The organism is Pontibacter lucknowensis, assembly GCF_900156415.1.
Taxonomy (GTDB): domain Bacteria; phylum Bacteroidota; class Bacteroidia; order Cytophagales; family Hymenobacteraceae; genus Pontibacter; species Pontibacter lucknowensis.
In genome coordinates this window covers 213,544-237,212 of record NZ_FTNM01000001.1, presented here as the reverse complement: position 1 = coordinate 237,212, position 23,669 = coordinate 213,544, and the positions used below count along the sequence as shown (strand labels likewise).

The following is a 23,669-nucleotide window of genomic DNA, read 5'->3' as shown; positions in this document are numbered from 1 at the left end:
TGACTCGGGTGATTTCTAATTTTTTCGGTTAATTTGTAACCTCATACACCTTCGCTATGCCGCAACGCATTGTCTTTTACTTCATCGCATTTGTAGTGCTGGCCTCTCTGGTCTATTATGGCTTTAGCAGGTGGCAGGACTCCCGACTGAAGGTGGACCTTTGGACGCTGGTACCTGAGACGGCGGCTTTTGTGGTGGAGACAAACAACCACAGCGAGTTGAGAGAGCACCTGGAGGAAACCGCACTATGGGAAAGTTTCTCGCTGCTTCCGGTAACGCAGCGCTTTCAGGAGAATATGGCCATGCTCGACAGTGTGGCCCCCGGCAACCAGCGCCTCGATCGTTTCCTGGACAAAAAGAACATACTCACCTCGATCCATGTGCTGGGTAAAACTGATGTAGAATTTGTATACTACATACCGGTCGTGTCAGTGGGGGAGCACCGCTTTCTGCGCACACTCACCGAAAATATTGTCAAGAGTCCGGCATTTACGGAGCAGAGCAGAGAGTACCAGGGCATGCTCCTGACCGACGTGACCAATACGCAGCTAGGCACCAGCTTCAGCTACTTTTCTTATCACAATAACATCATTCTGAGTGCCTCGCCGGTGCTGGTAGAGGAGATCGTGCGCCGCATCAACCGGGGAAAGCTTACTTCCATCGCAGCTGATTATAAAAAGGTGAATTACCTGAGTCAGGCTGATGTGTATGCCAACGTGTTTGTGAACTACCGTGCCCTGCCTGACCTGCTGGGACTCTTTGTGCAGGAAGACCTCATGCCGCAGGTGCGCTACCTGAGCAGCTTTTGCCGCAATGCCATGCTGGAGCTCAAGCTCGACCGGAACAAGCTTTTCCTGAACGGTTTCTCAAATCCCGAGACACTCGAAGGCTCTTTTCAGGCGCAACTCCATCCTTCCAAACCGCGCCCGCTCGAAATCAAGCTGCTGCTGCCAACCCGCACGGCCATGCTGATGCACTTTGGGGTAGGGGAGGTGGCGCGTCTGCGCGATGGCAAAGCTCCCAAAGATGCGTATAGCCCCACCATCGATAGTCTGGCCCGGTCCTTCAATCAGGAGATCGCACTGGCTTACATGGAGTCATACAACATGAACACGAGTCCCGACAAAATGGTCATTGCCCGCATGGAAAGCAGCGGCAAAACCGGGGCTCGCCTTCAGGCATTGGCACAACAGCTAAGCAAAGCCCAAAGCGAGAAGATCTATACCGAGCAGTACGGCAACTATACCTTACAACTGCTGGACTTGGAAGAACTGCCCGCCCGCCTGTTTGGCAGCCTGTTCTCCGGCTTTGAACAGAGCTACGTGCTGCAGCTCGACAATTACATGATCTTTTCACCGGATATCGCCAGCCTGCGTGCGCTTATCGACGACATCAATGCAGGTGAGGTATGGGGACGCTCGGTGGCACAAAAGTCTTTTCTGGAGGAAACGCTGCAGGAAGGTAACTTCAGTCTGTACCTGAACACTGTGAATGCCTGGTATATCCTGAACCGCTATGTGCAGGAGGAGAATCGCGAGGACCTGCTGCAGAACTCCAGCCTGATCAGGCGCTTTAACCAGGTTAGTGTACAGTTTGCCCGCGCCGAAAACCAGTACTATACCAGTGTGCTGTTCAGAAGGCAGGAGCGCAACACCGATGGTGGACAAGAAGGCTTTGAAGAAGAGCTGACCATCCCATTTGCCAGCCGCCTGATATCCCCGCCTTATCCGATTCAGAACGCCATAGACCGCAGTCGTGAAGTGGTGGTGCAGGACTCTATGCAGGTGCTGCACAATATTACCGCCACCGGCAGCCGCGGCTGGACCGACTCCTTGCAAACTCAGGTGCGGGGCGCCCTGCAGCAAGTGGAGCTCGGCAACGACAAGCGACTTCGCTACGTGTTCGCGACTGCCAACCGCATACAGGCCATCGACAACCTGGGACGTAACCTGGAGCACTTCCCTTTTAACGTAGGCGACACGCTCCGCCTGCAGCGCCTGGCCGTGTTCGATTTCGAGAAAAACCGTGATTACCGCTTTCTGGTGGATGATGCCCTGGGCAACCTGTACATGTTCGACACACGCGGTAACGCTATACCTGGCTGGCAGCCCCGCCGCATGGACTACCGTCTGGCCGCTACCCCGCAGCATGTGCGGGTTGGAGGTCGCGATGTCATCCTGGTGTTGCTAGAAAACGGCTATGTGTACGCCCTGAACACCAAAGGCGAAACCTACCCGGGCTTCCCCTTCAGTTTGCGGGTGCCGATCACTTCGGAAGGCGTCATTCGGGCAGGTGCTGACCTGCGTCGATCTGTGGTAACGGTGGTGACGCGCTATGGTGAGGTGGTGGAGTTTAACCTGCAGGGACAGGTGGTGAAACGGGAGCAGCTGCCGCGCCCAAGCAAGAGTGCCATGTTCGACCTCGTGCCCGATGCCAGCGGCCGCTCTTATATCATTGTGCGGCAGGACCAGGGAAAAGTAGCTGCCTTCGACCAGGACCTGGAGGAGCTATTTGAGAAACGCTACGTGACCTCAACCCCGAAGATCGTGCAGTACTTCAACTTCGGGGGGGGCAATCAGATATACGCCATCACCGAAACCGGCCCGCAGAAAACATACCTATACGGTCCGGATGCCCGCCTGATAGGGGGCAGGTCGCTGGAAAGCAACCAAGCCGTGAGCATCCATTACAATGAGGTGGGCAACAACTACTCTGTGTACAAAGTGTTCCGCAACGAACTGCAGAAGCTCAATTTTAAGCTGCCTAACTAGAAGCTCTTAAACCAGCCTTTCTTATAAAACAGGTATAGCTGTACCAGCACCAGCGTGGTCATCAGCATCATCAAAATTGGATAACTGTAGGGCTGGTATAGCTCGGGCATGCTCCATCGGAACACTTCGCCTGTTTCAGGGTCTTCTCGCGAGAAATTCATACCATATACCCCGGCGATAAAGCTCAGCGGGATAAAGATACTGGAGATGATGGTGAGCACTTTCATGATCTCATTCATGCGGTTGCTCACTGTGGACATGTAGAGCTCCACCAAACTCGTCGACATTTCCTTGTGGCTGTCGATCAGGTCGATCAGCTGGATGGTGTGATCGTAAGCATCGCGGAAGTATACCTTCAGGTTGTCAGGTATAATGTCCTCGTCCATGCGCAGTAGTTCATTCATTTTATCGCGCTCCGGCCAGGCGATACGGCGCAACTTGATCAGCTCGTTTTTCAGATCGAGGATCTCCCGCAGGGTCTGCTTTGAAGGCTTATCCAGGATCTTCTGCTCCAACTCCTCAATGTAAGTGCCGATGGCTCCCATTACAGGGAAGTAATAGTCGAGCACCACGTCCAGTATGGCATATACCACATACATCGGCGGTCGCTGCCGGATAATGCCTTTGCCAACCCGAATACGCTCACGAAGCGGATCAAGACAATCGTCGTAGTCACTCTGCAGGGTAAGCACATAATTAGGACCTGAGAAAACCGACAGCTGCACATCGTCCAGGGTATGGTACTCTTCCTTCCAACGCAGCATGCGGGTGATGATGAAGAGACGGTCGTCAAGTTCGTCTACCTTCGGGCGCTGGTAGTCATTGATCACGTCCTCCATCTGCAGCGAGTGTATACCGAAGTCCTGCTTGAGCAACTCCAGCATAGTCAGGTCGGCATAGCCCCGGATGTCGATCCAATGTGTGGCGTTGGGTTGGGACTGTACCTGCTGCAACAGTTCGGCATAAGAAACGAATTCCTGCTCTTTGAATAGCTGCTCGTTAAACGACATCAGAAAGTAGCGTGGGGCGTGCGACTCAGTAGGTATAAAGAGCGTACCCGGGCTGATGCCGAGCTTACGGTCAAGTATTTTATGTCTGGAGCGGTGTCGTTTTTTCTTAGCCATAGGGTTGTCAGGGTGTACTGCAGCTGTACAAGTTAATAAAAATAAGGTTTTGCTCTGCTACTCCACTACCTCTACAGTAACTCCGTCTATACCTTCCAGCTTTCCGCTTACCTCTTCCTGCAGCTTCCTGCGCACCTCCAGCGTCATGCGGCAGTCGAGTTCAAATTGCTGGTCTTTCACGCCGAGTTCGTATTCTTTCACCAGACTCATCACGTCGTTCATCTGGGGGTAGGCAAAGTGTACCTGCAGCAACGTCGTTTCGTGCTTTTCAATGATCGTAGCGTTGCTGAGTGCTTCTGCAGTGGAGGTCTTGTAGGCGGTGATGAGCCCACTGACGCCGAGTTTAGTGCCTCCGAAGTAGCGCACCACTACTACGAGCACATTGCTCAGGTCAAAGGAGCGGATCTGGCCCAGGATGGGGTCGCCGGCGGAGTGATTGGGCTCGCCGTCGTCGTTGGCGCGGTAGCGGCTCTTGTCGGCGCCCAGGCTGTAGGCATAGCAGTGATGGCGGGCATCGTAATACTGTTTGCGCAGGTCGGTTAAGACCTCTTTTACTTCCTCTTCCGAGTATACGGGGTAGGCTAAGGCGATAAACTTGCTGCCTTTCTCTTTGTAGAGGCCTTCGGAGGGGGACTCGATGGTACGGTAGGTATCTTCCATAAATTAAAACAGATTGGCGGCTAATTCCTGATACGAAAGCAGCACCAGGGCCAGCACTGCCAGTGACAGACCGACGAGGTTGATCGCACTCAGCCGCTCCCCGAATATCATTACAGCTCCCAGTGCCCCCGCCATGATGATGCCCATGTTATTGACGGGGTAGAGGAAAGCACCATCGTTGCCAAAGGCTGAGAGGGCCATGATCAGGAAAAAGATAGAGAAATAGTTGGGCACACCCAAGGCTATACCTGCCCAAATGCTCTTAGCCCTGAATGAGGTACTGCCAGTGAAAAGTTGGTAGAGCAGCACCACCAAACCGAGTACGGCGGAGGCCGTGAAGGTCAGCATCGTAAACTGGCTGGCTTCATGGGCCTGGAGGTGATACTCGTTTACGTAGTTGATAAGCGAATCTGCAAAGCCACTGCTCAGGAAAATGATGAACGGCAGCGCGAAACTGAGCAATCGAGCAGTGGGTTTTCCGCCCTCGGAGCCGGGGCGTACAGATGAAAGCACAATCGCCACCAGCGCCAGGCCCATGCCCACGTAGTTGATCACCGAATATTCCTTCACGCTGTTTTGCAGTACCAGCAGGCTAAACAGCACCGGAATGACCAGCGAGATTTTAGCTGCCACGGAGGTAGCAGTTACGCCCACTTTTTGGGTAGAGAGTGCAATCAGGTAGAAAGCCCCGATAAAAATAGCACCGAGCACCAGCGCATGCAGCGCCCAGGGCTTCTGAAACACACCCGCCTGCAGCACATCAGTACCTCCCGGAAAGGCCAGCCCAACCAGGATACAGACAACGTAATTGACAACGATGGCCTGAAACGTATGTACATTGAAGCGCTGGTAAAGCTTGAAGATAAACACGAGCGAAACGCCCGATAGCACACTCAGGATCAGGTATAGCATAGGTATAGCATCAAGGGCCTGCAGCAGGACCTGATTTGCAAAAGTAACAGAAGCGCCAGCAAGCGCCAAGCCATGCCCCTTTTATAGGCACATTAACCGAAAATGTTTTAATTTGTGGCTGCACTAAATTTTTCCATTTGTCTGCCACGCCATACCTGATCCACTTAACCGAAACCGGTAACCAAGAGATAGGCTTTATAGCCTCTACACAGCTGGCTCAAAACATACCTTTTGAGATCAAACGGGTGTTCTGGACTTACGGTACTCCGGCAGGTGTGCTGCGCGGGCAGCATGCCAACAAAGCCACCGAAGAGGTGCTGGTAGCCGTGACGGGAAGCATTACCGTTGAGACAGACAATGGTCGCAGTAAGGAGACCTTCGTACTGGACAATCCGGCAATAGGGCTGTACCTGCCGGCCATGTGCTGGACTGACCTGCATTTTGCTCCGGGCACCATAGCGGTCTGCCTGACTTCCACCGATTTCGAAGATTCCGACTACATCCGCGACTACGCCACGTTTAAGCGCCTGGCCGCACACCTGGCCCTGTAAAAGCTATACCTATGTCTACAACCCAGGTCCCATACTTCGTCTTCCGTGACTACCCTGCAGGTATAAACCAGCAGGTGGAGGAGGCGCTGTTGGGTGCCTTACGTGCTCAGCAGTACATTTTGGGCGAAGCGGTGGAGCAATTCGAGGGTGAGTTTGCGAAGTACGTGCAGGCAGGTATGACCATCGGCGTGGGCAATGGCTACGATGCTTTGGTGGTGGCTCTGAAAGCGGCAGGTATAGGCGCAGGCGACGAAGTGATTGTGCCGGCTAACACCTTCATTGCAACTGTGAATGCCGTAGTGTGGGTAGGCGCTATACCTGTGCTGGCCGAACCCGACCGCCATACCTGCAACCTGACTGCTGCTGTGGCCGCTACTCACATAACACCCCGCACCAAAGCCATTATACCTGTGCACCTGTATGGGCAAGCCTGCGAGATGACGGGGTTTTTGGAGTTAGCCGAACAACACCACCTGGTCCTGATCGAAGACTTTGCCCAGGCACAGGGCGCAAGCTACAAAGGCCGTCCGGTCGGTAGCTTCGGCCGTGTCAGTGCCACCAGTTTTTATCCCACCAAAAACCTGGGAGCGTTGGGTGACGGTGGGGCAGTAGTTACTTCTGATCCTGAGCTGGCAGCCTATGCCCGCATGTACCGCAACTACGGACAGCAACAGAAATACCACAACCAAATCATAGGTGTCAACTCCCGCCTCGACACACTGCAGGCGGCCGTGCTGCGCACCAAGCTGCACCACCTCGATGCACTGAACAGCGAGCGGCAACGACTGGCGCAGGTATACCTGACGGCCTTGCAAGGTATAGGCGACCTGGTGCTGCCTGTCACAGCGCCGGGCTGTACGCACGTTTACCACATCTTCAACATCTGCACCAGGCAGCGCGATGCTTTGCAGCTATACCTGTCTGCGCAAGGTATACAGACGGCCATACATTACCCGGTTCCCGTGCATTTGCAGGAGGCCTATACCTGGCTGGGGTATAGCAAAGGAAGCTTTCCGGTGGCTGAAGAACTGGCCGCAACAAGCCTGAGTCTGCCGCTTTTTCCCGGTATGACGGAGGCGGAGCAGGAAGCAGTTATCACGTCTATACACACTTTCTTTGAGCGCCATGACTGATGCTTCTTCACTGCCGCTGGTATCGGTCATCTGCCTGTGCTACAACCACGAGCGCTTCATTGCCGAGGCGCTGGACTCAGTGCTGGCCCAGACCTACCCCAACCTGGAGATCATCATCATGAACGATTGCAGCACCGACAACAGTGTGGCCATCATCCAGGAATATGTCCGGCAATATCCGCAGCTCACTTTCATGAGCACCGGTACGAATCTGGGCAACACGAGGGCCTTCAACATGGCCTGGCGGGCCTCCAAAGGCGACTACATCATCGACTTTGCCACCGACGATGTGCTACTGCCCGAGCGGGTGGCGCAGCAGGTGGCGGCATTCGAAAAGCTGGACGATAGTTATGGGGTTGTTTACTCGGATGCAGAGTATATTGACGACAATGGCAGGCATGTTAAGTTTCACTGCCAGCGCAACAAGGCTGGTGAGGTAGTTTCCTTCGTACCGTCCGGCGACATCTTTGAGCACCTGCTGAGCCGCTATTTTATCTGTCCGCCTACCATGATGATGAAGCGGCAGGTATTTGAAGACCTGCAGGGCTATGACGAAGCGCTGGCCTACGAGGACTTTGATTTCTGGGTGCGCTCTTCCCGCAGGTATAAGTACTTCTTTCTGGATGCCATCACAACGAGGCGCCGCTTGCACGCCCATTCGCTTTCGAAGCAATTGTATAAGCCGGGTGACAGGCAGCTGAACTCTACCGTGCTTGTCTGCGAGAAAGCGGCTAAACTGGTTCAAAATTCTGAAGAGCGTCAGGCACTGAGCCGCCGCCTGCAGTATGAGGCACGCCATGCTTACCTGACCGGTCACTACCGGCAGGCGGAGCAGTTTTTGGACCTCCTGCGGCAGCATGCCGGACTAGGACCGGTTTATCACACCATTCATTTCCTTAGTAAACTTAAAGTAGACCTTCGCTTCATCAGAGCGCTGTATCAGAAGCTTTTAAATCGCTGAAATTGCACTCTGTCAGGGACTTACTACATATTGGGGGTGAAAATGAAAACCGTTTTGTCTTTCTACGTAAGTATTAATTATCCCAGGCGTGTTTTGTGGTTTGTGCAAATGAAGAGCTGGCAGGTTAGAGTCTAAACACGCTTCCGAGTCCGATTTCCTTTTTTAGCAGTGCATGAACTTAATATGACGCTGCGGATTACTATTTTAGTATAAATGCCTATATTTGAAATTCAATCGCCTAAAACAACACCATGATTACAGCCATTGCCTCCCGTGTAGAAGTCATGAAATGGATGGAAGACTTTGTCCAGGAAAAGATGACAGAGTTTCTCAAGTCTGTTGAAGACAGCTGGCAGCCCGCTGACTTGCTGCCTGACGCCCGTATGGAAAATTTCTTTGAAGAAATTAAAAACCTGCAGGAGCGTGCCCGTGACCTGAGTTATGACCTGCTGGCCGTGCTGGTAGGAGATACCATCACGGAAGAAGCGCTGCCAACTTACGAAAGCTGGCTGATGTCTATCAAGGATGTGCCAAGCAACGAGGATAGCCCCTGGATGAAGTGGAACCGCGCCTGGACTGCTGAGGAAAACCGTCACGGTGACCTGCTGAATAAGTACCTCTACCTGACCGGTCGCATCAACATGCGTGAAATGGAGGCCTCCACGCAGTACCTGATCGCCGATGGTTTTGACCTTCAGACAGACAATGACCCTTACCGTGCTTTTGTCTATACCTCATTCCAGGAAACAGCAACCAACCTGTCGCACCGCCGCGTAGCCCAGATTGCCAAGAAACAGGGCGATGGCATGCTGGCAAAGCTTTGCGGCTATGTTGCTTCTGACGAGGCCCGTCACGCCAAAGCGTACAAGGCTTTTGTAGGCAAAATATTTGAGGCCGATCCGAACGAGATGATGCTGGCCTTTGAAGACATGATGCGCAAGAAGATTGTAATGCCTGCACACTACATGCGTGAACTGGGTGTGGACATGGGCAAGACCTTTGGACACTTTACCGATGCCGCCCAGCGCATCAATGTATACACGGCGCTTGACTATACCGATATTCTGAAAGACCTCGTGAAAGAGTGGAAGCTTGAAACAGTGACTGGTCTGAACGACGCAGGCGAGCGTGCCCGCGATTATCTGATTGCCTTGCCAGATCGTCTGCGCAGAGTAGCTGAGCGTATGAGATCGCCACAACTGGAATATAAGTTCCGCTGGATCGATTAATCCGGTGTGATAAAATTATAAAAAGAGCGGGGCCTGTCAGTTTTTTGACAGGCCCCGCTCTTTTTATTAACTTTCGTTAGTCCTTCAGTTCCACCGCATCAGTAAAGGCAATATAGCTTCTTACTTCTTCTGCCTTCTTCTCGGGGTTCGGGTAAGTCCAGGCTGCATCCAGCTTCACCTCTCCATTTACTTTCACATGGTAGAAGGATGCCTCGCCCATACCTTCCTGCGTAGTGTGCGTTCTGCTTTCTTCCAGATACTGGTGGTTTACTTCATTTGATGGGAAATAATGGTTGCCGCCTACTTTAACAGTTCGTTCGCTTTCCGCTATTACGATATCGTTGAATATTGCTTTCATTGTGATAAAGTTTAGTTAGTTTCTGTATATATGGTACTGCAGCATTGGGCTTATTGTTACCATACCTGTGCTTGTGCGATATTGTACGTATAAGAACCGGTGTGCAAGAACATTCGGCTGCGTAGCGTTGTTAGAGTATAAATCAGGAGAGAGCATATGAGTATAGGGTATAGATTTGCAGAGTATATACCACCGCAGGATGATAAGCAGGGCTTCGAGTCGCTGCTCAAAATCTTTTTGCAGCTGGTGATGATCACTTCCGGCGATGTGGCTGAGGCGCTGTCGTGGCTTAGTTCGTTGGATAAGCAGTACGGCCTGACGGGCGATGATTACGGCATTGGCGACTTTATCGAGGACCTCAAAAAGAAGGGCTACATCGACGAAAACCCACAAGAGGAGGGCGTGTTGAAATTGACGGCCAAGAGTGAGCAGAACATTCGTAAGAGTGCGCTGGAGGAAATTTTTGGCAAGTTGAAGAAAGGTGGCAAAGGCAGCCATGCCACACCGCAGACAGGTATAGGCGACGAAGCCAGCACCGACCGCCGTGAGTATCGCTTTGGCGATGCGCTGGAGCAGATTTCCATGACGGACTCGATCCGAAATGCCCAGATCAACCACGGCCTTTCTGACTTTCGGCTGACTGAGCAGGACCTCGAGATTACCGAGACGGAGCACAAAACACAATCGTCCACAGTGCTGATGATCGACATTTCGCACTCCATGATCCTGTATGGCGAGGACCGCATTACCCCAGCTAAGAAGGTTGCCATGGCGCTTGCCGAACTCGTGAAGCAGAAGTACCCGAAAGACACGCTGGATGTGATCGTGTTCGGCAACGACGCCTGGCAGATCGAGATCAAGGATTTGCCTTACCTGGAAGTGGGGCCGTACCATACCAATACCGTGGCCGGGCTCGAGTTGGCGATGGATATCCTGCGTAAGCGTAAGACGCCGAACAAGCAGATCTTCATGATCACGGACGGCAAACCGACCTGCCTGAAAGAAGGGGTGCATTACTACAAAAACAGTTTCGGCCTGGATCGCAAAGTGGTGAACAAGACGCTGAACCTCGCCGCCCAATGCCGCCGCATCAAAATCCCGATCACTACCTTCATGATCGCATCGGACCCATACCTGCAGCAGTTCGTAGACGAGTTTACGAAAGTAAATAATGGCCAGGCTTACTACAGTTCGCTGAAAGGCTTAGGACACCTGGTGTTCCGGGACTATGGCCGCAACCGAAAGAAGAGTTTTTAGCATATAACGATTCATCTTAGCAGTTAATATTTCAACAGCCATTCAACCAAAAAAGAATGCAATACAAAGACATACCAGCAGAGAACTTACTTAAGATAAAAACGCTCGGGCAGCTACGTGCCGCCGGGTACGAACCGCAAACCGTAAAGAAGGAGCTGCGCCATAACCTGATCCGCAAACTGCAGCGCAAAGAGGAAGTATTTCCAGGTATCTGGGGCTACGAAGAGACTGTTTTGCCGGATTTACAACGGGCTATCCTGTCGATGCACCACATTAACCTGCTGGGCTTGCGTGGGCAGGCCAAGACCCGGATCGCCCGCCTGATGGTAGACTTGCTGGACGAGTACATACCTGTAGTGCAGGGGGCCGAACTAAACGATGATCCGCTGCAACCGCTCTCTCGTTTTGCCAAAGACCTGGTGCACGAGCACGGCGATGACACGCCCATCAGTTGGATGCACCGCTCTGACAGGTATACCGAGAAGCTGGCCACTCCCGACGTATCGGTAGCTGACCTGATCGGTGATGCAGATCCTATCAAAGCTGCTACGCTCAAGTTGCCTTACTCTGATGAGCGGGTGATTCATTTCGGGTTGATTCCACGGTCTCACCGCGGCATCTTTGTCATCAACGAACTGCCCGATCTGCAGGCCCGCATCCAGGTGGCCTTGTTCAACATTCTGCAGGAGGGCGATATTCAGATACGTGGTTTCAAAGTACGTCTGCCGCTCGATATCCAGTTTGTGTTCACGGCCAACCCTGAGGATTACACCAACCGTGGCTCCATTGTGACGCCGCTTAAAGACCGTATCGACTCCCAGATAATCACGCACTATCCGAAGTCCATCGAGATTGGTAAGAAGATCACACGGCAGGAAGCGCATATCAAAGAGGAGCAGGAACAGCTGGTGACCACCAACGACATCATCAGCGACCTGATAGAGCAGGTGGCCTTTGAGGCCCGCGAGAGTGAGTACGTCGATGCCAAGAGTGGCGTGTCGGCTCGTCTGACGATATCGGCTTTTGAAAATTTGCTGAGTGCTGCTGAGCGCCGGGCCTTGCTGAACGGCGAAAGCAAAACCTATGTGCGCTTGTCAGACTTCCTGAACACCATACCTGCCGTAACGGGCAAAGTAGAGCTGGTATACGAAGGCGAGCAGGAAGGCGCAGGGCATGTAGCGCAGGTGCTTATGGGCAAAGCTATCCGCACGCAGTTCCTCCAATACTTTCCCGACCCCGACAAGGCTAAGAAGTCAAAGGAAGGAAATCCGTACAAGAAAATAACCGATTGGTTTGGTGACGGCAACACAGTGGATATCCTGAATGATGCGCCTGCCTCGGAATACAAGAAAGCTTTGCAGGCTATACCTGGCCTGAGCGAACTGGTAGAAAAGCACCGCTCAGAAGCAAAAGGAGAAGAGAAGCTATTCATGATGGAATTTGCCCTGCATGGTTTAGCAGAGCACAGTCAACTCAGCAAAAACCGCCTCAGCACCGGCCTGCAGTTCAAGGACCTGCTTAGTGGCATGTTCACTATGCCGAGCTTCGGTGAGGAAGAAGACGAAGATGACTTTTAAGAAGTTTAGGAGTTAGAGTGTTTTGGAGTTAGATAATAGAAAAAAGGCAGCAGCGGTACTGGTACCGCTGCTGCCTTTTTTCTATTATCTAGTGAATAATCTCGGTCTTAAAGAGAAAAGGAATTTATACCTGAAGCAAGTCGGAGACGATACTTTCCCATTCTTCCTGAAGGGAGGTGTTGGGCCTTTTACGACCAGCCCGGCTATACCAATAGTCTGCATTCCAGGTGTCGCCCTCTTTGCGGTGCAGGTAAGCATGAATCCAGGCAGCAGTTTTGTCTGGCAGGTCCTGGATCAAAACATGCGCCTTGTCCCAATCACCCTTCGCCTCATACCACAGCGCCTGCAGGTATACCGATACCTCCGAAGGTGGGGCGAGAGCGGATAAGCTGGCTTTGAAGGCGTGTAGGTTCATTTCTTAATTTGACACCAAGGTTAATGAAATAGGCTTCTCCCGTTTCCAGGCAACTACAATCCCAAGCACAATAATCAACCTGAGTAAAGTAAAAACCACTTCCCCAGTCAGATCCAGGTTAGTTGGGTAAGCTATGTTTGCCATCAGGTGGAGCAGGATAGCGCCCAGTATACTGCGGTGGGTGTGGTTGTATACCCACGTGAAGACAAAAGAAAGCATGATCAGTTGGAAAGACCAGGACCAGAACTGAAAGCCAAAGCCTTTGGCGTGCTGTGAGGTGCCTTCGATGAAGAAAAGCGGCAGGTGCCAGGCTATCCAAAAGAGGCCTAGTATTAAACTGCCTGCAATAGCACCATACTTTTCCTGCAGTGGGTCCAGTACGTAACCACGCCAGCCCAGTTCTTCTGAAACAGGACCTGCGAACAGTATGATCAGCGCAAAAATAAGTATAGACGAAGGTGAGTCGAGACCGCTGAACAAACTCGCTACCGGCGGCTGTGTGCCACCGAAAAAAGAGTAGATGTAATAACCCAGAAAGTAGATCGCCGGAAAGATAAGCATAATGACCAGGTACCATGCCCAACCAATTCGACTGAAACTGAAAACCCGGCTCCAGAAGTCACGCTTCTCTGCTGCCTGACCATAGCGCTGCACCAGGTAAATCGCTGCGAACGAAGGCCCGAAAGCACCCAGAATAATACAAGGCAGCAGCAGGTCGTCAGGAAGCGGCAGCGCCAGGATAGCGCCCCAGACCAACCACGAAAATGCAAAACTTAAGGCAAAGAATCCCCAAATGCTGGCGACTGCTGGTTTTGAAGCAGGTAGGCGAGTCATCGTAATAAGCTTAAGGTGAGAAAACTTTATACAATATAGCAAAGTTTACATACTAGCCAAACAAGGTATAGCACTCCCAAGCCTAGCTAAATAAAGCCGGCAACTGCTTCACCAGGGTGTAACCACCCATCCAGGCCATCACCAACACAACCAGTACCCCAAAAATGGTCAACCACAGCGGGTGCTTATACCTGCCGATAACCTTCACTTTGTGAGCAGCGATCAAAATAGTGCCAAGCGTAAGGGGTAAGATAAGGCCGTTGAGGGCGCCAGCCAGGATCAGCAGGTGCACCGGACGGCCGATAGTGACGAAGATAGCAGTGGAAATAGCGATAAAGCCGATGATGAACCAGTTCTCGTTCCGCTCGATGCTCCGGTGGAAGGACTTGATGAAAGACACAGAGGTATAGGCCGAGCCGATCACAGAGGTAATAGCCGCCGAGACCATCACTATGCCGAAAAGCTTATAGCCAACATTGCCAGCCGCCAACTGAAACACGGAGGCCGGCGGGTTGCTTTCGTCGAACACAAGGCCTTTGCTTACTACTCCCAATGCTGCCAGAAACAGGAAAATCCGAATGATGGAAGCTACTGTTATACCTGACACAGCACTGGTGTTTACCTCTGGCAGGGCATCTTCGCCTTTCACGCCGGCATCGAGCAGACGGTGACCGCCTGCAAACGTAATGTAGCCGCCTACTGTGCCACCTACCAGCGTGATGATCGAGATAAAATCGATCTGATCAGGTATGAAAGTTTTGGTCACGGCTTCGGCCACAGGTGGGGCAGAGGTGATGGCCACGTACACAATCAGCAGGATCATCAGCAGGCCCATAAACTGGGCAAAGCGGTCCATCATTTTTTTGGCTTCGCGCACCAGGAAGATCCCAATGGCTATACCTGCGGCAATGATGGCACCCAACTCAGGAGAGATGCCGAACAGCACGTTGAAGCCTAGTCCGGCACCGCCTACGTTGCCGATGTTGAAAGCAAAGCCACCAAGTACAATCAGCACCGCCACAAAAAGTCCCAGGCCTGGCAGCACCAGGTTGGCAATGTCCTGCGCCCGCTTCTCCGACACGGCAATTACACGCCATACGTTGAGCTGCACCCCGATATCTAGGATAATGGAGGCCAGGATCACAAAGCCAAAGCTGGCGGCGAGTGATTGCGTGAAAACAGTGGTCTGGGTAAGGAAGCCGGGTCCGACCGCAGAAGTTGCCATCAGGAAAGCGGCACCGAGCAGTACGCTCCAGTTGCGTTTCTGCTTCATGGGCGCTGCACTTTTGGTGTGGCAAGCGCTATACCTTCGCGCTGCAGGGTTTCTTGTATATGGCGGGCAAACTCCAGGGCATGCGGGCCATCGCCGTGTATGCAAATCGTGTCGGCCTGTATATTTATGTCGGTGCCTTGCTGCGACTGTACTTTACCTTCCTGCACCATCAGCAGTACCTGGCTGGCAGCTTTGTCAGGGTCGGTGATGAATGCGTCGGGCTGACGACGGGAGGTAAGGGTGCCGTCCTGCTGGTAGGTACGGTCGGCAAACACTTCGTTAGCAGCAACCAGATTGAGCCGGTTGGCGGCTTTTATCAGCTCACTTCCGGCCAGCCCGTAAAGCAGTGCCTCGGGCTTTACCTTGTAAACGGCTTCGGCAATGGCCTCGGCCAGTTTGACATCGGTTGCGGCCATGTTATAGAGGGCACCGTGCGGTTTCACGTGGTGAAGGGTGCCGCCCTCGGCCTGCACAAAAGCCTGCAACGCGCCAATCTGGTAAATGACCATGTCGTATACCTCCTCTGCCGAAACAGCCATATTGCGCCTTCCAAAGCCCACCAGGTCGGGCAGGCCGGGATGGGCACCGATGGCAACATTGTGCTGCAGACAAAGTTGCACGGTTTTACGCATCACGCCAGGGTCGCCGGCATGAAAGCCACAGGCAATGTTGGCCGAAGTGACATAGGGAAGTATTTGATCGTCATTCCCTATACGGTAGGCGCCAAAACTCTCGCCCAGGTCGCAGTTCAGGTCAACGGAGAGGGGTGTGTTCATTTGCTGTGTTTTAGGTGGATGGCGTGTGCCAGCTGTGTCAGGTTCTGCTCCTGCCGGATGTAAAGCTGCTGGGCTTCTTCCAGCGATACTTCCTCAAACGCAATGGTCTGACCCGGCGCAACCTGGGCTAATATAGGCAAATCGACGCTAATCACCTGCAGGATGCGCGGGTAACCGCCTGTTGTCTGGTGGTCGGCCATCAGCACAATTGGCTTGCCCTCAGGCGGCACCTGTACCGTGCCAAAAGTCACAGCAGTGGAGATAAGCTCCGTCGCTTCGTTCAGGTATAATGATACGCCCTGCAACCGGTAGCCCATCCGATCAGACTGGCTTGATACCTGAAAGCGCTCCACCCAGATCTGCTCCTGGCTGGTGTCAGAGAAGAGCTCAAATTCAGGACCTTTAATAGCCCGAAGGGTCGGGTTAGGCTTGTAGTTGGGGTAGAACTGCGGGTCGGGTGTCCAGGTGGCGGCTAGGTAATCGTGGCCGTCTGTAGTACCTGTTGCCTGTGAAAACAGCGCTATACCTGTAGCGGTGGGGCTGTTGCAAGGTATAAAGTCGCTGGCTTGCAGTGCCCGTCCCTGGTACCCGCCTATACCTGCCTGCAGGTAGGTGGCGTAGCTGCCCATCACTTGTGGTATATCAAAACCACCCGACACGGCCATATAAGCCCTGCAGCCGGATTGGGGTGCTCCAAAAGACAAAATGCTGCCGCTCTTCACAAAATAAGGACGCCACAGACGCAGCTTCTCCCCGTTAAGCTCAGCTGACAGGTCAGCGCCGGTCAGGGCGATCAGTTGGTCCTCGGTAAAGCGTATCGTAGGTCCGATCAGCGTTATTTCCAGCACGGCTTCGTGCTCCGGGTTGCCAGCCAGCATATTGGCTACCCGGGAGGCGAAGGTATCCATGGCACCGCTTGTGATGATGCCCTCTTTCTGGTGTCCATACCTGCCCTTATCCTGCAGTGTGGTGAGCAGGCCTGGCTTTATGATCTCAAGCCCCATGCGATTTCTCCTTTCGCTGCCAGTATTCTTTTTCAGAGATAGCCACAAATTTCACCTGATCACCGGCCTGCAGCAGACTGGGCTGCTCCCGGTCGGGGTCAAAAAGCCGGAGTGGCGTACGGCCGATCAGTTGCCAGCCACCCGGTGTCTCGATGGGGTAGATGCCTGTCTGGCCGCCCGCTATACCTACCGATCCGGCAGGGATGCGCGGTCTGGGGTTTTGCTTGCGGGGAGTAGCCAGCTTTTTCGCCATGCCGCCCAGGTAGGGGAAGCCAGGCGCAAAGCCGATCATGTATACCTGGTACTTGCCGCGTACGTGGCTGGCGATGACTTCCTGAGGGGTAAGTTTGGTATGCCGGGCTACATACTCCAGGTCAGGGCCGAAGGAGCCATTGTAACACACCGGAATCTCCACTACACGGGGCTTAGTACCTTTACCATTTTCGCGGGCCACTTTAAGCATGTGCTGTAGCTGGTCCGTCACGCGGGTGTAGGGGTTGTAAAAACCTCGCTCACTTGCCTGCCAGGGGTCATAGTACACCGTGACAGTGTTAAAAGCAGGCACCTGTTCTCTGAAGCCAGTAAAAGGATGCCGGTCCAGATAGGTACTGAAGGCGCGCACCTTGGTGTGAGTGGCTTCATCAATGCTATCGCCAAACTGCACCGTAATGGCGCTGTCGCCAAGTGGGTATAGCCGGAATAGCTGCATGTCTTTCTGCTTCATGCCTAGGCTGTTTAATGTGCCTTTGTATACCTGTTGGAGTACGGTATAGTTAACCAAGGTACATAAAAAAACACAAGACCGCAGGGGGCAGCCTTGTGTTCCAAAAGGATATTCTGAATTTATTAGTCGTGCAGGCCCACGTCTTCCAGTGAAGGAGGGTGTAACTGACCTTCTGTTTGGGCGATCACCATGGCTACCGTTGCATCGCCGGTTACGTTCACGGTGGTACGGAGCATATCCAGAATACGGTCAGGGGCCAGGATCAGGGCGATACCTTCGATCGGGATGCCTGCCTGCTGCAGCACGATCACAAGCATCACCACACCAGCACCCGGCACGGCGGCGGCACCAATGGAGGCCAGCGTCGCTGTCATCACAATGCCCAGCTGCGTCATCAGGTCGAGGTCCATTCCATAAGCCTGCGCTATAAACACAGCAGCTACAGACTGGTAAAGGCTGGTACCGTCCATGTTGATAGTAGCACCCAGCGGCAGCACAAAGCTGGTGATCTCACGGTTGATGCCCAGTCGCTCCTCGCAGCGCTCCATGGTAACAGGAAGCGTAGCCGCGCTGGAAGAAGTGGAAAGCGCCAGCATCTGCGCCGGGAAAATGCCTTTAAAGAAGTCTGTGTATTTTGTTTTGCCGATGGTCACGACAAGTGTTGGGTATACCAAAAGCATCATGATGGCAAGGCCTGCAATCACGACCAGGCCATAATAGCCCAGCACCAGCAACAGCTCAACGGCAGCCGCCGGATCGTCTCCTGCAAAATCCACTACCAGTCCGGCCAGCAGGGCAAATACGCCATAAGGAGCCGCCATCATGATGATGTCTACCATCTTGAGTATAACCAGGTTGACACCGTCGAAAAAGGCATTGATGGGGGCAGACTTATCTTTGGGAATCATGATAAGTGCGATGCCAAAAAGCAGTGCGAAGAAGATCACCTGCAGCATGCTGCTGTTGTTGGTCATCGCCCCGAAAATATTGTCCGGCACAATATCGACCAGCGCCTGCAAAGGACCCTGTTGCTCTACTGCGGCTGCATCGGATGATCGCTGCTCGGTGGTAGCTGCAAACTGCGATTTAAACTCTTCCCGCTTCTCAGGTGAGAAAGCCTTGCCCGGCTCCACCAGGTTCACAATAATCAAGCCCAGCACTACCGCCACGATAGTGGTCATAATGTACATGCCGATGGTTTTGGTACCAATGCGCGAGAGCTTGCTCACATCACTCAGACTGGCCACCCCTGTTATCAGCGACACGAGTACCAATGGCACCGCGATCAGCTTGAGCAGGTTGATAAAGATGGTGCCAAAGGGTTTGATAAAGTCGGCAGTGAACTCGATAAGGCCGAAGGAGCTGGCAGAGATTCCCCATGCTACCCCGAGGGCCATACCAATAAGAATCTGCCAGTGCAGGGCTAACTTCTTCATAAACAGGATGGTGGCGGGCAATGTAAACGAGCCCACCCATGTTTGGTGTAAGGTTCAGATTAATGCGTGCAGGCAAAATATCAGGTATGGCGCCGCCAAAGAGCCTGTAAAGTATGCCCGCGTCAGGTAAAATTAAGCAAAATCCTTCAGAAAAGGCCGGAATATCTCAATTCCGGAATTTAATGCTCAGTGGGGCCCGATAGAGCGGTTTTATAAAAGAAAAAGACCGCAACTGGTGCGGTCTTTTTGGTTAGATGATCTAGTGTCGATAAGCTTATGCCTCCTCGCTCACCACGATCTTTTCAATTTTGTCATTGGCTTTGATCTGGTCGATCACGTCCAGGCCTTCTACCACTTTGCCGAAGCAGGTATGGTTACGGTCGAGGTGTGCTGTATTCTTACGGCTATGGCAGATGAAGAACTGCGACCCACCGGTGTTGCGGCCGGCATGGGCCATGCTCAGCACGCCACGGTCATGGTACTGGTTTTCGCCAGTCAGTTCGCAATCGATTTTGTAGCCCGGGCCACCTGTGCCTGGTACACCCTTAGCGCCTTCACGTGAGTTAGGGCAACCGCCCTGAATCACGAAGTCAGGAATTACACGGTGGAATGTCAAGCCATCATAAAAGCCTTTCTTGGCCAGGTCTTTAAAATTCTGAACCGTTTTAGGGGCGTCTTTATCGTAAAATTCTACTTTCATGACGCCTTTGGCGGTATGGATTTCTGCAGTGCTCATAATTCTATTCGTTTGAGGTAATGTAATACTATCAACTACAAAAGTACGCAAAATATCCATTGGCAGCCAGTCGACCAACAGGCCGATTTGGCTGAAGAGGCTACTGGCTTGGTATTTGCTAAAACTTGAAGCGCCTTAAAACAGTAATTGTACTATAGCGCGACCCGTGAATTAGACTAAAACCTGAGCCTCCTATGAAAGCAAATTCCTACATATTAACCCTGTTTGGGCTCGCCATGCTGCTGCTTACTGCCTGTGATCAGCCCAAGGATACCCAAACCGGAAACGAAGCCGACCTACAGGAAAGCTCCAATGCCCTGCAGACGAATGGGCCTGTGGAGCCGCAAGCCAGCACTGCACGCCAGATTCCGGGCGGCACCGAGGCTGCCCGTGTATCTGCACGCAGTTTACTCGATAATGTAGCAGCAAACAATGACCTGAGTACTTTCAGCTCGCTTTTGCGCACGGCTAGCGTTGCAAAAAGTCTGAGTGGAACGGGCCCCTATACCGTATTTGCTCCCACCGAGGCAGCCTTTCAGGCCTTGCCTGATAGTTTGCGTGAGAACCTGAATAGCCCAGATCACCGGGAACTGCTACAGCAAGTACTCAACAATCACATTATAGCAGGCAAGCTGACCACAAGCGACTTGCAGGACGGCGCCATCCTGAAAACAGCGGCAGGACGGCAACTGAAAGTCACAAAGCACAAAAGTAACGTGCGCATTGACAGTGCTGTGATTGAGGATCCTGATGGAATGAGTAGCAATGGTGTGCTGCATACGATAGACAAGGTACTCGTGCCAGTGGAAGAAACTATCCTGTAAGCTTAGCTTAGAAAGGATTTGTCGCCCAGACGGCCATCTCAGGTATAAAGCCCCTGTCATCGAGTTCCAGCGCTCCTTTGATCGCCCGCGCAATCTCGCGACCGCGTAGTTTGTTTGGCTGGCTGTCGCGCTCTTCCCGTTCTTCACGCCCAAATGCCGTGGTAACCTCGCTCGGATTCAGCAACATAACCCGCACATTGTAGGGGCGTAGTTCCATCTGCCAGCACTGTGTCATGCCGCGTAAGGCAAATTTAGAAGAAGCGTATACCGTACCGCCCTCATAGCCTTTAGTAGCAGCTGTAGAGCCAATGTTGATGATGTTGCCGTAGTTCTGTTTTTTGAAGATCTCAGCCGCCCGCTTTCCCATCATGGCTGCTCCGAACACGTTCACGCTATAGATTTGCTGAAAGTCTTCCAGCGATACATCCTCTAATCTTTTGGAGTAGCCGATGCCTGCATTGTTGATCAGTGCATCTAACCTGCCGTATTCATTCATGAAGGTTTTAAAAGTCTGCTTCACGTCATCCGGATTCGCCACATCAGCTGTGATCGGCATGGCGCCGAGTTCCCTGGCTGCTTTGTGCGTGCGTTTCTCGTCACGACCTGTAATGGCTACGTTTGCGCCGTGTTCGATGAGTAGTCTGGCCGTGGCATAGCCGATGCCGAGTGTGCCGCCTGTGATCAGGATATTCGCGTTTTCAATTTTCATAACAGTACAGGTATGGTTAGGCTTTCTGTAACGTTATGGAGGGGGGATGGTTAAATAAGTTGGGTGTGATTTACTTTCTGTTATCCTCTCCCTGTAGCATACTCAGGTAACTCTCATACCTGGTCAGGGCAATTTCGTTTTTGCGGACGGCTTCTACGATGGCGCAGCCGGGTTCGTTGAAGTGGGTGCAGTTGTTGAAGCGGCACTGGTTGAGGCGCTCGCGCATTTCGGGGAAGAAGTGGCCGAGCTCTTGTTTGGGGATGTCGACGATGCCGAGCTCTTTAATGCCGGGCGTGTCGATGATGAAGGTTTCGGGGTCTATTTCGAACATCTCGGCGAAAGTAGTCGTGTGCACGCCTTTGTCGGAGAAGCCGGAGATTTCGGAGGTTTTCAGGTCGAGGTCAGGTACGATCAGATTGATAAGTGTGGACTTGCCTACGCCTGAGTGGCCGGAGAAGAGGGAAGTTTTGCCGTGCAGCAGCTCTTTGAGCTCGTCTATACCTTCGTTGGTATGTGCCGATACAGCCATCACCTTATAGCCGATGCGCTCGTACAGGTAGGCGATCTGCCGCTGGTACTCCTGCATGTCCTCGTCGTAGAGGTCGGTTTTGTTGTAGACAATCACGGTAGGTATACCATAGGCCTCAGCCGTGACCAGAAAGCGGTCGATGAAGCCGAAAGAAGTGCGCGGCGACACCAAAGTGGCAATGAGCAGGGCCTGGTCGAGGTTGGCGGCGATGATGTGCGCGTGCTCGGCCTTGTGCGTGGATTTACGGATAATGTAGTTTTCGCGGTCTTCGATTTTGTGGATCACAGCGGTGTCTTCGCCCGTAGTCTCCACATCGAACTCCACACGGTCGCCCACGGCCAGCGGATTGCTCACCTTCATGCCCTTGAGCTTGAACTTGCCGCGCAGACGCGCCCGGTGCAGCTTGCCCTCCTCGTCACGCACCAGATACCATGACCCCGTCGATTTTACTACAACTCCTTTCATTCGTTTTATTTCAACAGCTGACGCACATCGGCCATAATTTTGGCTGTGGCGCCCGCCTGTTCGTGTACGTAAGTTTTTTCTTTGTCGGTTATACCTTGGCGCAGTCCGGGCGTGTTATGCACCCGCTCAAATGCCTGCATCAGCTCCTCTGCATTGTTTATCGGGAAGGCGCAACCCAACTGTACCAGATCCTTCGCTTCCTGAAACTTCTCAAACTTCGGCCCGAAGAACAGCGGCAGCCCAAACACCGCTGCCTCTAATGTGTTGTGCAGCCCCTTGCCGAAAGCCCCGCCAATGTAGGCATATGTGCCGTAGCTGTAGAGCGACGAAAGCATGCCGATGTTGTCAATCACCAGCACGTTATACCTGCCAGCGTCCGCCTCTTTGGCCTGCGAAAAACGCACGGCACTCTCACCGAGCTGTTGCATGAGTTGACTGATGCCGCTTTCGTGAATCTCGTGCGGGGCGATGATGAACTGTATACCTTGCCGGTGCTTTTGAATCAGCGGCAAGAGCACCTCGATATCCGCTGGCCAGCTACTGCCCACCATAAACACCTCCTTGCCCTGCGCAAAAGCCTCCACCTCAGGTATAGTCTTCACGCTGGCCGCCGTTTGCAGCACCCGGTCGAAACGGGTGTCGCCGGCAACGCTGGCTTTGGCTATGCCTATACCTTGCAGGAGTTTCAGTGAGGCCTCGTTTTGGGTATAAATATGCGTGAAGCGCTGCAGCATGCTGCGGTTGAAACCGCCGTAAGGTTTGAAGAACACCTGGTCGGGACGGAAGATAGCTGAAATGGACAGCACAGGTATAGCCCGCTCCTGCATCGTCTGCAAGTAGTAGTGCCAGAACTCGTACTTCACGAACACGGCCAGCTTCGGCTGCACGATGTCCAGAAAACGTTTGGCGTTGCTTTGGCTATCGAGCGGCAGGTAGAAGATGTAGTCGGCGCCCGCGTAGTTTTTGCGCACCTCGTAGCCAGAAGGGGAGAAGAAGGTCAGCACCACCTTATATCCTGGAAACTCCTCCCGAAATGCCTCGATGACTGGCCGCCCTTGCTCAAATTCCCCTAGCGACGCGCAATGAAACCACACCACCGGCACCGTGTTCCCCTGCAGCTTCTGCGCCATCCGCTCAAACTGCTCCGCACGTCCCGTCTGCATCAGCTTTGCCTTTTGGTGAAAAGGGGCTGCCAACGCGATAGCCGCCTGGTAAGCTTTCAGTCCGATGTCGTAGAGTAGTTTCAAATATGTTTTGAGCTATAGCATGACAGCGTCGCGATTTGTACGCTGTCTTCAAGCTGCAAATATAAGGTATTCTGAAGCGATAGTGGTAAGGAGGCTTTAGTTTATAGGAGGGGAGGGAAGAATGATAACTAAGTTACTGATATCTGCTATATTTGGTAGGATAA

At 52.8% G+C, this 23,669-nt stretch carries 23 protein-coding genes; 8 read left to right on the top strand and 15 right to left on the bottom strand.

Annotation, left to right across the window (positions count from 1 at the left end; genetic code table 11):
• Positions 1–56 precede the first annotated feature (56 nt).
• Positions 57–2,771 carry a PQQ-binding-like beta-propeller repeat protein gene (locus BW972_RS01040; protein ID WP_076420487.1) on the top strand — a complete coding sequence of 905 codons (2,715 nt, stop codon included), beginning with the start codon at positions 57–59 and terminating at the stop codon, positions 2,769–2,771.
• Here BW972_RS01040 and corA read toward each other — a convergent pair.
• From corA to BW972_RS01025, 3 genes are read right to left on the bottom strand one after another with little or no spacing between them, the layout of a single operon-like run.
• Positions 2,768–3,895: a magnesium/cobalt transporter CorA gene (gene corA / locus BW972_RS01035; protein WP_007657017.1), complete on the bottom strand. Its 1,128-nt coding sequence runs from the start codon at positions 3,893–3,895 to the stop codon at positions 2,768–2,770. The genes BW972_RS01040 and corA overlap by 4 nt on opposite strands.
• A gap of 57 nt (positions 3,896–3,952) precedes the next feature.
• Complete coding sequence (locus BW972_RS01030; RefSeq protein WP_076420485.1) at positions 3,953–4,555, bottom strand: IMPACT family protein; 603 nt, start codon at positions 4,553–4,555, stop codon at positions 3,953–3,955.
• Positions 4,556–4,558: 3 nt separating this feature from the next.
• Positions 4,559–5,536 (bottom strand): hypothetical protein, encoded by a 978-nt coding sequence (locus tag BW972_RS01025; RefSeq protein ID WP_007657009.1) that lies wholly within the window; start codon positions 5,534–5,536, stop codon positions 4,559–4,561.
• Between the two features lie 68 nt (positions 5,537–5,604).
• On the opposite strand from BW972_RS01025, the gene BW972_RS01020 reads away from it, so the two are divergent.
• The 4 genes from BW972_RS01020 to BW972_RS01005 all read left to right on the top strand — a co-directional run bounded on the left by BW972_RS01020 (position 5,605) and on the right by BW972_RS01005 (position 9,341).
• Positions 5,605–6,018 (top strand): sugar 3,4-ketoisomerase, encoded by a 414-nt coding sequence (locus tag BW972_RS01020; protein ID WP_007657007.1) that lies wholly within the window; start codon positions 5,605–5,607, stop codon positions 6,016–6,018.
• Between the two features lie 11 nt (positions 6,019–6,029).
• Entirely contained in the window at positions 6,030–7,151 is a 1,122-nt protein-coding gene (locus BW972_RS01015) for a DegT/DnrJ/EryC1/StrS family aminotransferase (RefSeq protein ID WP_076420483.1), read from the top strand.
• Positions 7,144–8,112, top strand: a complete 969-nt coding sequence (locus tag BW972_RS01010; RefSeq protein ID WP_076420481.1) for a glycosyltransferase — start codon at positions 7,144–7,146, stop codon at positions 8,110–8,112. Before BW972_RS01015 ends, BW972_RS01010 begins: the two co-directional genes overlap by 8 nt.
• Positions 8,113–8,363: 251 nt before the next feature.
• On the top strand, positions 8,364–9,341 hold the full coding sequence (locus BW972_RS01005) for an acyl-ACP desaturase (protein ID WP_007656986.1): 978 nt from the start codon (positions 8,364–8,366) through the stop codon (positions 9,339–9,341).
• A gap of 76 nt (positions 9,342–9,417) precedes the next feature.
• Here the strand turns inward: BW972_RS01005 and BW972_RS01000 are convergent, their stop codons facing one another.
• Positions 9,418–9,699: a DUF427 domain-containing protein gene (locus tag BW972_RS01000; protein WP_007656983.1), complete on the bottom strand. Its 282-nt coding sequence runs from the start codon at positions 9,697–9,699 to the stop codon at positions 9,418–9,420.
• A gap of 156 nt (positions 9,700–9,855) precedes the next feature.
• Between BW972_RS01000 and BW972_RS00995 the strand changes: the two genes are divergently transcribed.
• Entirely contained in the window at positions 9,856–10,956 is a 1,101-nt protein-coding gene (locus BW972_RS00995; RefSeq protein ID WP_076420479.1) for a vWA domain-containing protein, read from the top strand.
• Positions 10,957–11,012: 56 nt separating this feature from the next.
• Positions 11,013–12,533 carry a sigma 54-interacting transcriptional regulator gene (locus BW972_RS00990; RefSeq protein ID WP_076420477.1) on the top strand — a complete coding sequence of 507 codons (1,521 nt, stop codon included), beginning with the start codon at positions 11,013–11,015 and terminating at the stop codon, positions 12,531–12,533.
• Positions 12,534–12,657: 124 nt separating this feature from the next.
• Here the strand turns inward: BW972_RS00990 and BW972_RS00985 are convergent, their stop codons facing one another.
• The 8 genes from BW972_RS00985 to BW972_RS00950 form a co-directional block, all read right to left on the bottom strand.
• On the bottom strand, positions 12,658–12,948 hold the full coding sequence (locus BW972_RS00985) for a hypothetical protein (protein WP_076420475.1): 291 nt from the start codon (positions 12,946–12,948) through the stop codon (positions 12,658–12,660).
• A gap of 3 nt (positions 12,949–12,951) precedes the next feature.
• The gene (locus BW972_RS00980) at positions 12,952–13,782 is read right to left on the bottom strand and encodes a CPBP family intramembrane glutamic endopeptidase (protein WP_076420474.1); all 831 of its coding nucleotides are present in this window, start codon (positions 13,780–13,782) and stop codon (positions 12,952–12,954) included.
• An 82-nt stretch (positions 13,783–13,864) separates the two neighbouring features.
• Complete coding sequence (locus BW972_RS00975; protein WP_076420472.1) at positions 13,865–15,055, bottom strand: NRAMP family divalent metal transporter; 1,191 nt, start codon at positions 15,053–15,055, stop codon at positions 13,865–13,867.
• Positions 15,052–15,831, bottom strand: a complete 780-nt coding sequence (gene pxpA, locus BW972_RS00970; protein WP_076420470.1) for a 5-oxoprolinase subunit PxpA — start codon at positions 15,829–15,831, stop codon at positions 15,052–15,054. The genes BW972_RS00975 and pxpA overlap by 4 nt, the downstream gene beginning before the upstream one ends.
• On the bottom strand, positions 15,828–16,835 hold the full coding sequence (locus BW972_RS00965; protein WP_076420467.1) for a 5-oxoprolinase subunit C family protein: 1,008 nt from the start codon (positions 16,833–16,835) through the stop codon (positions 15,828–15,830). Before BW972_RS00965 ends, pxpA begins: the two co-directional genes overlap by 4 nt.
• The gene (gene pxpB / locus BW972_RS00960) at positions 16,825–17,559 is read right to left on the bottom strand and encodes a 5-oxoprolinase subunit PxpB (protein ID WP_076420465.1); all 735 of its coding nucleotides are present in this window, start codon (positions 17,557–17,559) and stop codon (positions 16,825–16,827) included. The genes BW972_RS00965 and pxpB overlap by 11 nt, the downstream gene beginning before the upstream one ends.
• Positions 17,560–17,681: 122 nt before the next feature.
• Positions 17,682–18,995: a dicarboxylate/amino acid:cation symporter gene (locus BW972_RS00955; protein WP_076421452.1), complete on the bottom strand. Its 1,314-nt coding sequence runs from the start codon at positions 18,993–18,995 to the stop codon at positions 17,682–17,684.
• A gap of 274 nt (positions 18,996–19,269) precedes the next feature.
• Positions 19,270–19,731 (bottom strand): peptidylprolyl isomerase, encoded by a 462-nt coding sequence (locus tag BW972_RS00950; protein WP_007657328.1) that lies wholly within the window; start codon positions 19,729–19,731, stop codon positions 19,270–19,272.
• 194 nt (positions 19,732–19,925) lie between these two features.
• Between BW972_RS00950 and BW972_RS00945 the strand changes: the two genes are divergently transcribed.
• Positions 19,926–20,555 carry a fasciclin domain-containing protein gene (locus tag BW972_RS00945; protein WP_076420462.1) on the top strand — a complete coding sequence of 210 codons (630 nt, stop codon included), beginning with the start codon at positions 19,926–19,928 and terminating at the stop codon, positions 20,553–20,555.
• Positions 20,556–20,562: 7 nt separating this feature from the next.
• Here the strand turns inward: BW972_RS00945 and BW972_RS00940 are convergent, their stop codons facing one another.
• From BW972_RS00940 to BW972_RS00930, 3 genes are all read right to left on the bottom strand, one after another.
• Positions 20,563–21,264 carry an SDR family oxidoreductase gene (locus BW972_RS00940; RefSeq protein WP_007657325.1) on the bottom strand — a complete coding sequence of 234 codons (702 nt, stop codon included), beginning with the start codon at positions 21,262–21,264 and terminating at the stop codon, positions 20,563–20,565.
• Positions 21,265–21,334: 70 nt separating this feature from the next.
• Positions 21,335–22,258, bottom strand: coding sequence for a ribosome small subunit-dependent GTPase A (gene rsgA / locus BW972_RS00935; protein WP_076420460.1), 924 nt, complete (start codon positions 22,256–22,258; stop codon positions 21,335–21,337).
• Positions 22,259–22,263: 5 nt separating this feature from the next.
• Positions 22,264–23,505, bottom strand: coding sequence for a 3-deoxy-D-manno-octulosonic acid transferase (locus BW972_RS00930; protein ID WP_076420458.1), 1,242 nt, complete (start codon positions 23,503–23,505; stop codon positions 22,264–22,266).
• Positions 23,506–23,669: the final 164 nt, after the last annotated feature.

Bases quoted from the DNA above. Each gene is read 5' to 3' on its own strand.
- BW972_RS01015 (WP_076420483.1), top strand. From the start codon at position 6,030: ATGTCTACAACCCAGGTCCCATACTTCGTCTTCCGTGACTACCCTGCA.
- BW972_RS00955 (WP_076421452.1), bottom strand. From the start codon at position 18,995: ATGAAGAAGTTAGCCCTGCACTGGCAGATTCTTATTGGTATGGCCCTC.
- BW972_RS01000 (WP_007656983.1), bottom strand. From the start codon at position 9,699: ATGAAAGCAATATTCAACGATATCGTAATAGCGGAAAGCGAACGAACT.
- pxpA (WP_076420470.1), bottom strand. From the start codon at position 15,831: ATGAACACACCCCTCTCCGTTGACCTGAACTGCGACCTGGGCGAGAGT.
- BW972_RS00950 (WP_007657328.1), bottom strand. From the start codon at position 19,731: ATGAGCACTGCAGAAATCCATACCGCCAAAGGCGTCATGAAAGTAGAA.
- BW972_RS01040 (WP_076420487.1), top strand. From the start codon at position 57: ATGCCGCAACGCATTGTCTTTTACTTCATCGCATTTGTAGTGCTGGCC.
- BW972_RS00990 (WP_076420477.1), top strand. From the start codon at position 11,013: ATGCAATACAAAGACATACCAGCAGAGAACTTACTTAAGATAAAAACG.
- BW972_RS00980 (WP_076420474.1), bottom strand. From the start codon at position 13,782: ATGACTCGCCTACCTGCTTCAAAACCAGCAGTCGCCAGCATTTGGGGA.
- pxpB (WP_076420465.1), bottom strand. From the start codon at position 17,559: ATGAAGCAGAAAGACATGCAGCTATTCCGGCTATACCCACTTGGCGAC.
- BW972_RS00985 (WP_076420475.1), bottom strand. From the start codon at position 12,948: ATGAACCTACACGCCTTCAAAGCCAGCTTATCCGCTCTCGCCCCACCT.
- BW972_RS00965 (WP_076420467.1), bottom strand. From the start codon at position 16,835: ATGGGGCTTGAGATCATAAAGCCAGGCCTGCTCACCACACTGCAGGAT.
- BW972_RS01005 (WP_007656986.1), top strand. From the start codon at position 8,364: ATGATTACAGCCATTGCCTCCCGTGTAGAAGTCATGAAATGGATGGAA.
- BW972_RS00995 (WP_076420479.1), top strand. From the start codon at position 9,856: ATGAGTATAGGGTATAGATTTGCAGAGTATATACCACCGCAGGATGAT.
- BW972_RS00945 (WP_076420462.1), top strand. From the start codon at position 19,926: ATGAAAGCAAATTCCTACATATTAACCCTGTTTGGGCTCGCCATGCTG.
- rsgA (WP_076420460.1), bottom strand. From the start codon at position 22,258: ATGAAAGGAGTTGTAGTAAAATCGACGGGGTCATGGTATCTGGTGCGT.
- BW972_RS00975 (WP_076420472.1), bottom strand. From the start codon at position 15,055: ATGAAGCAGAAACGCAACTGGAGCGTACTGCTCGGTGCCGCTTTCCTG.
- BW972_RS01030 (WP_076420485.1), bottom strand. From the start codon at position 4,555: ATGGAAGATACCTACCGTACCATCGAGTCCCCCTCCGAAGGCCTCTAC.
- corA (WP_007657017.1), bottom strand. From the start codon at position 3,895: ATGGCTAAGAAAAAACGACACCGCTCCAGACATAAAATACTTGACCGT.
- BW972_RS01010 (WP_076420481.1), top strand. From the start codon at position 7,144: ATGACTGATGCTTCTTCACTGCCGCTGGTATCGGTCATCTGCCTGTGC.
- BW972_RS00940 (WP_007657325.1), bottom strand. From the start codon at position 21,264: ATGAAAATTGAAAACGCGAATATCCTGATCACAGGCGGCACACTCGGC.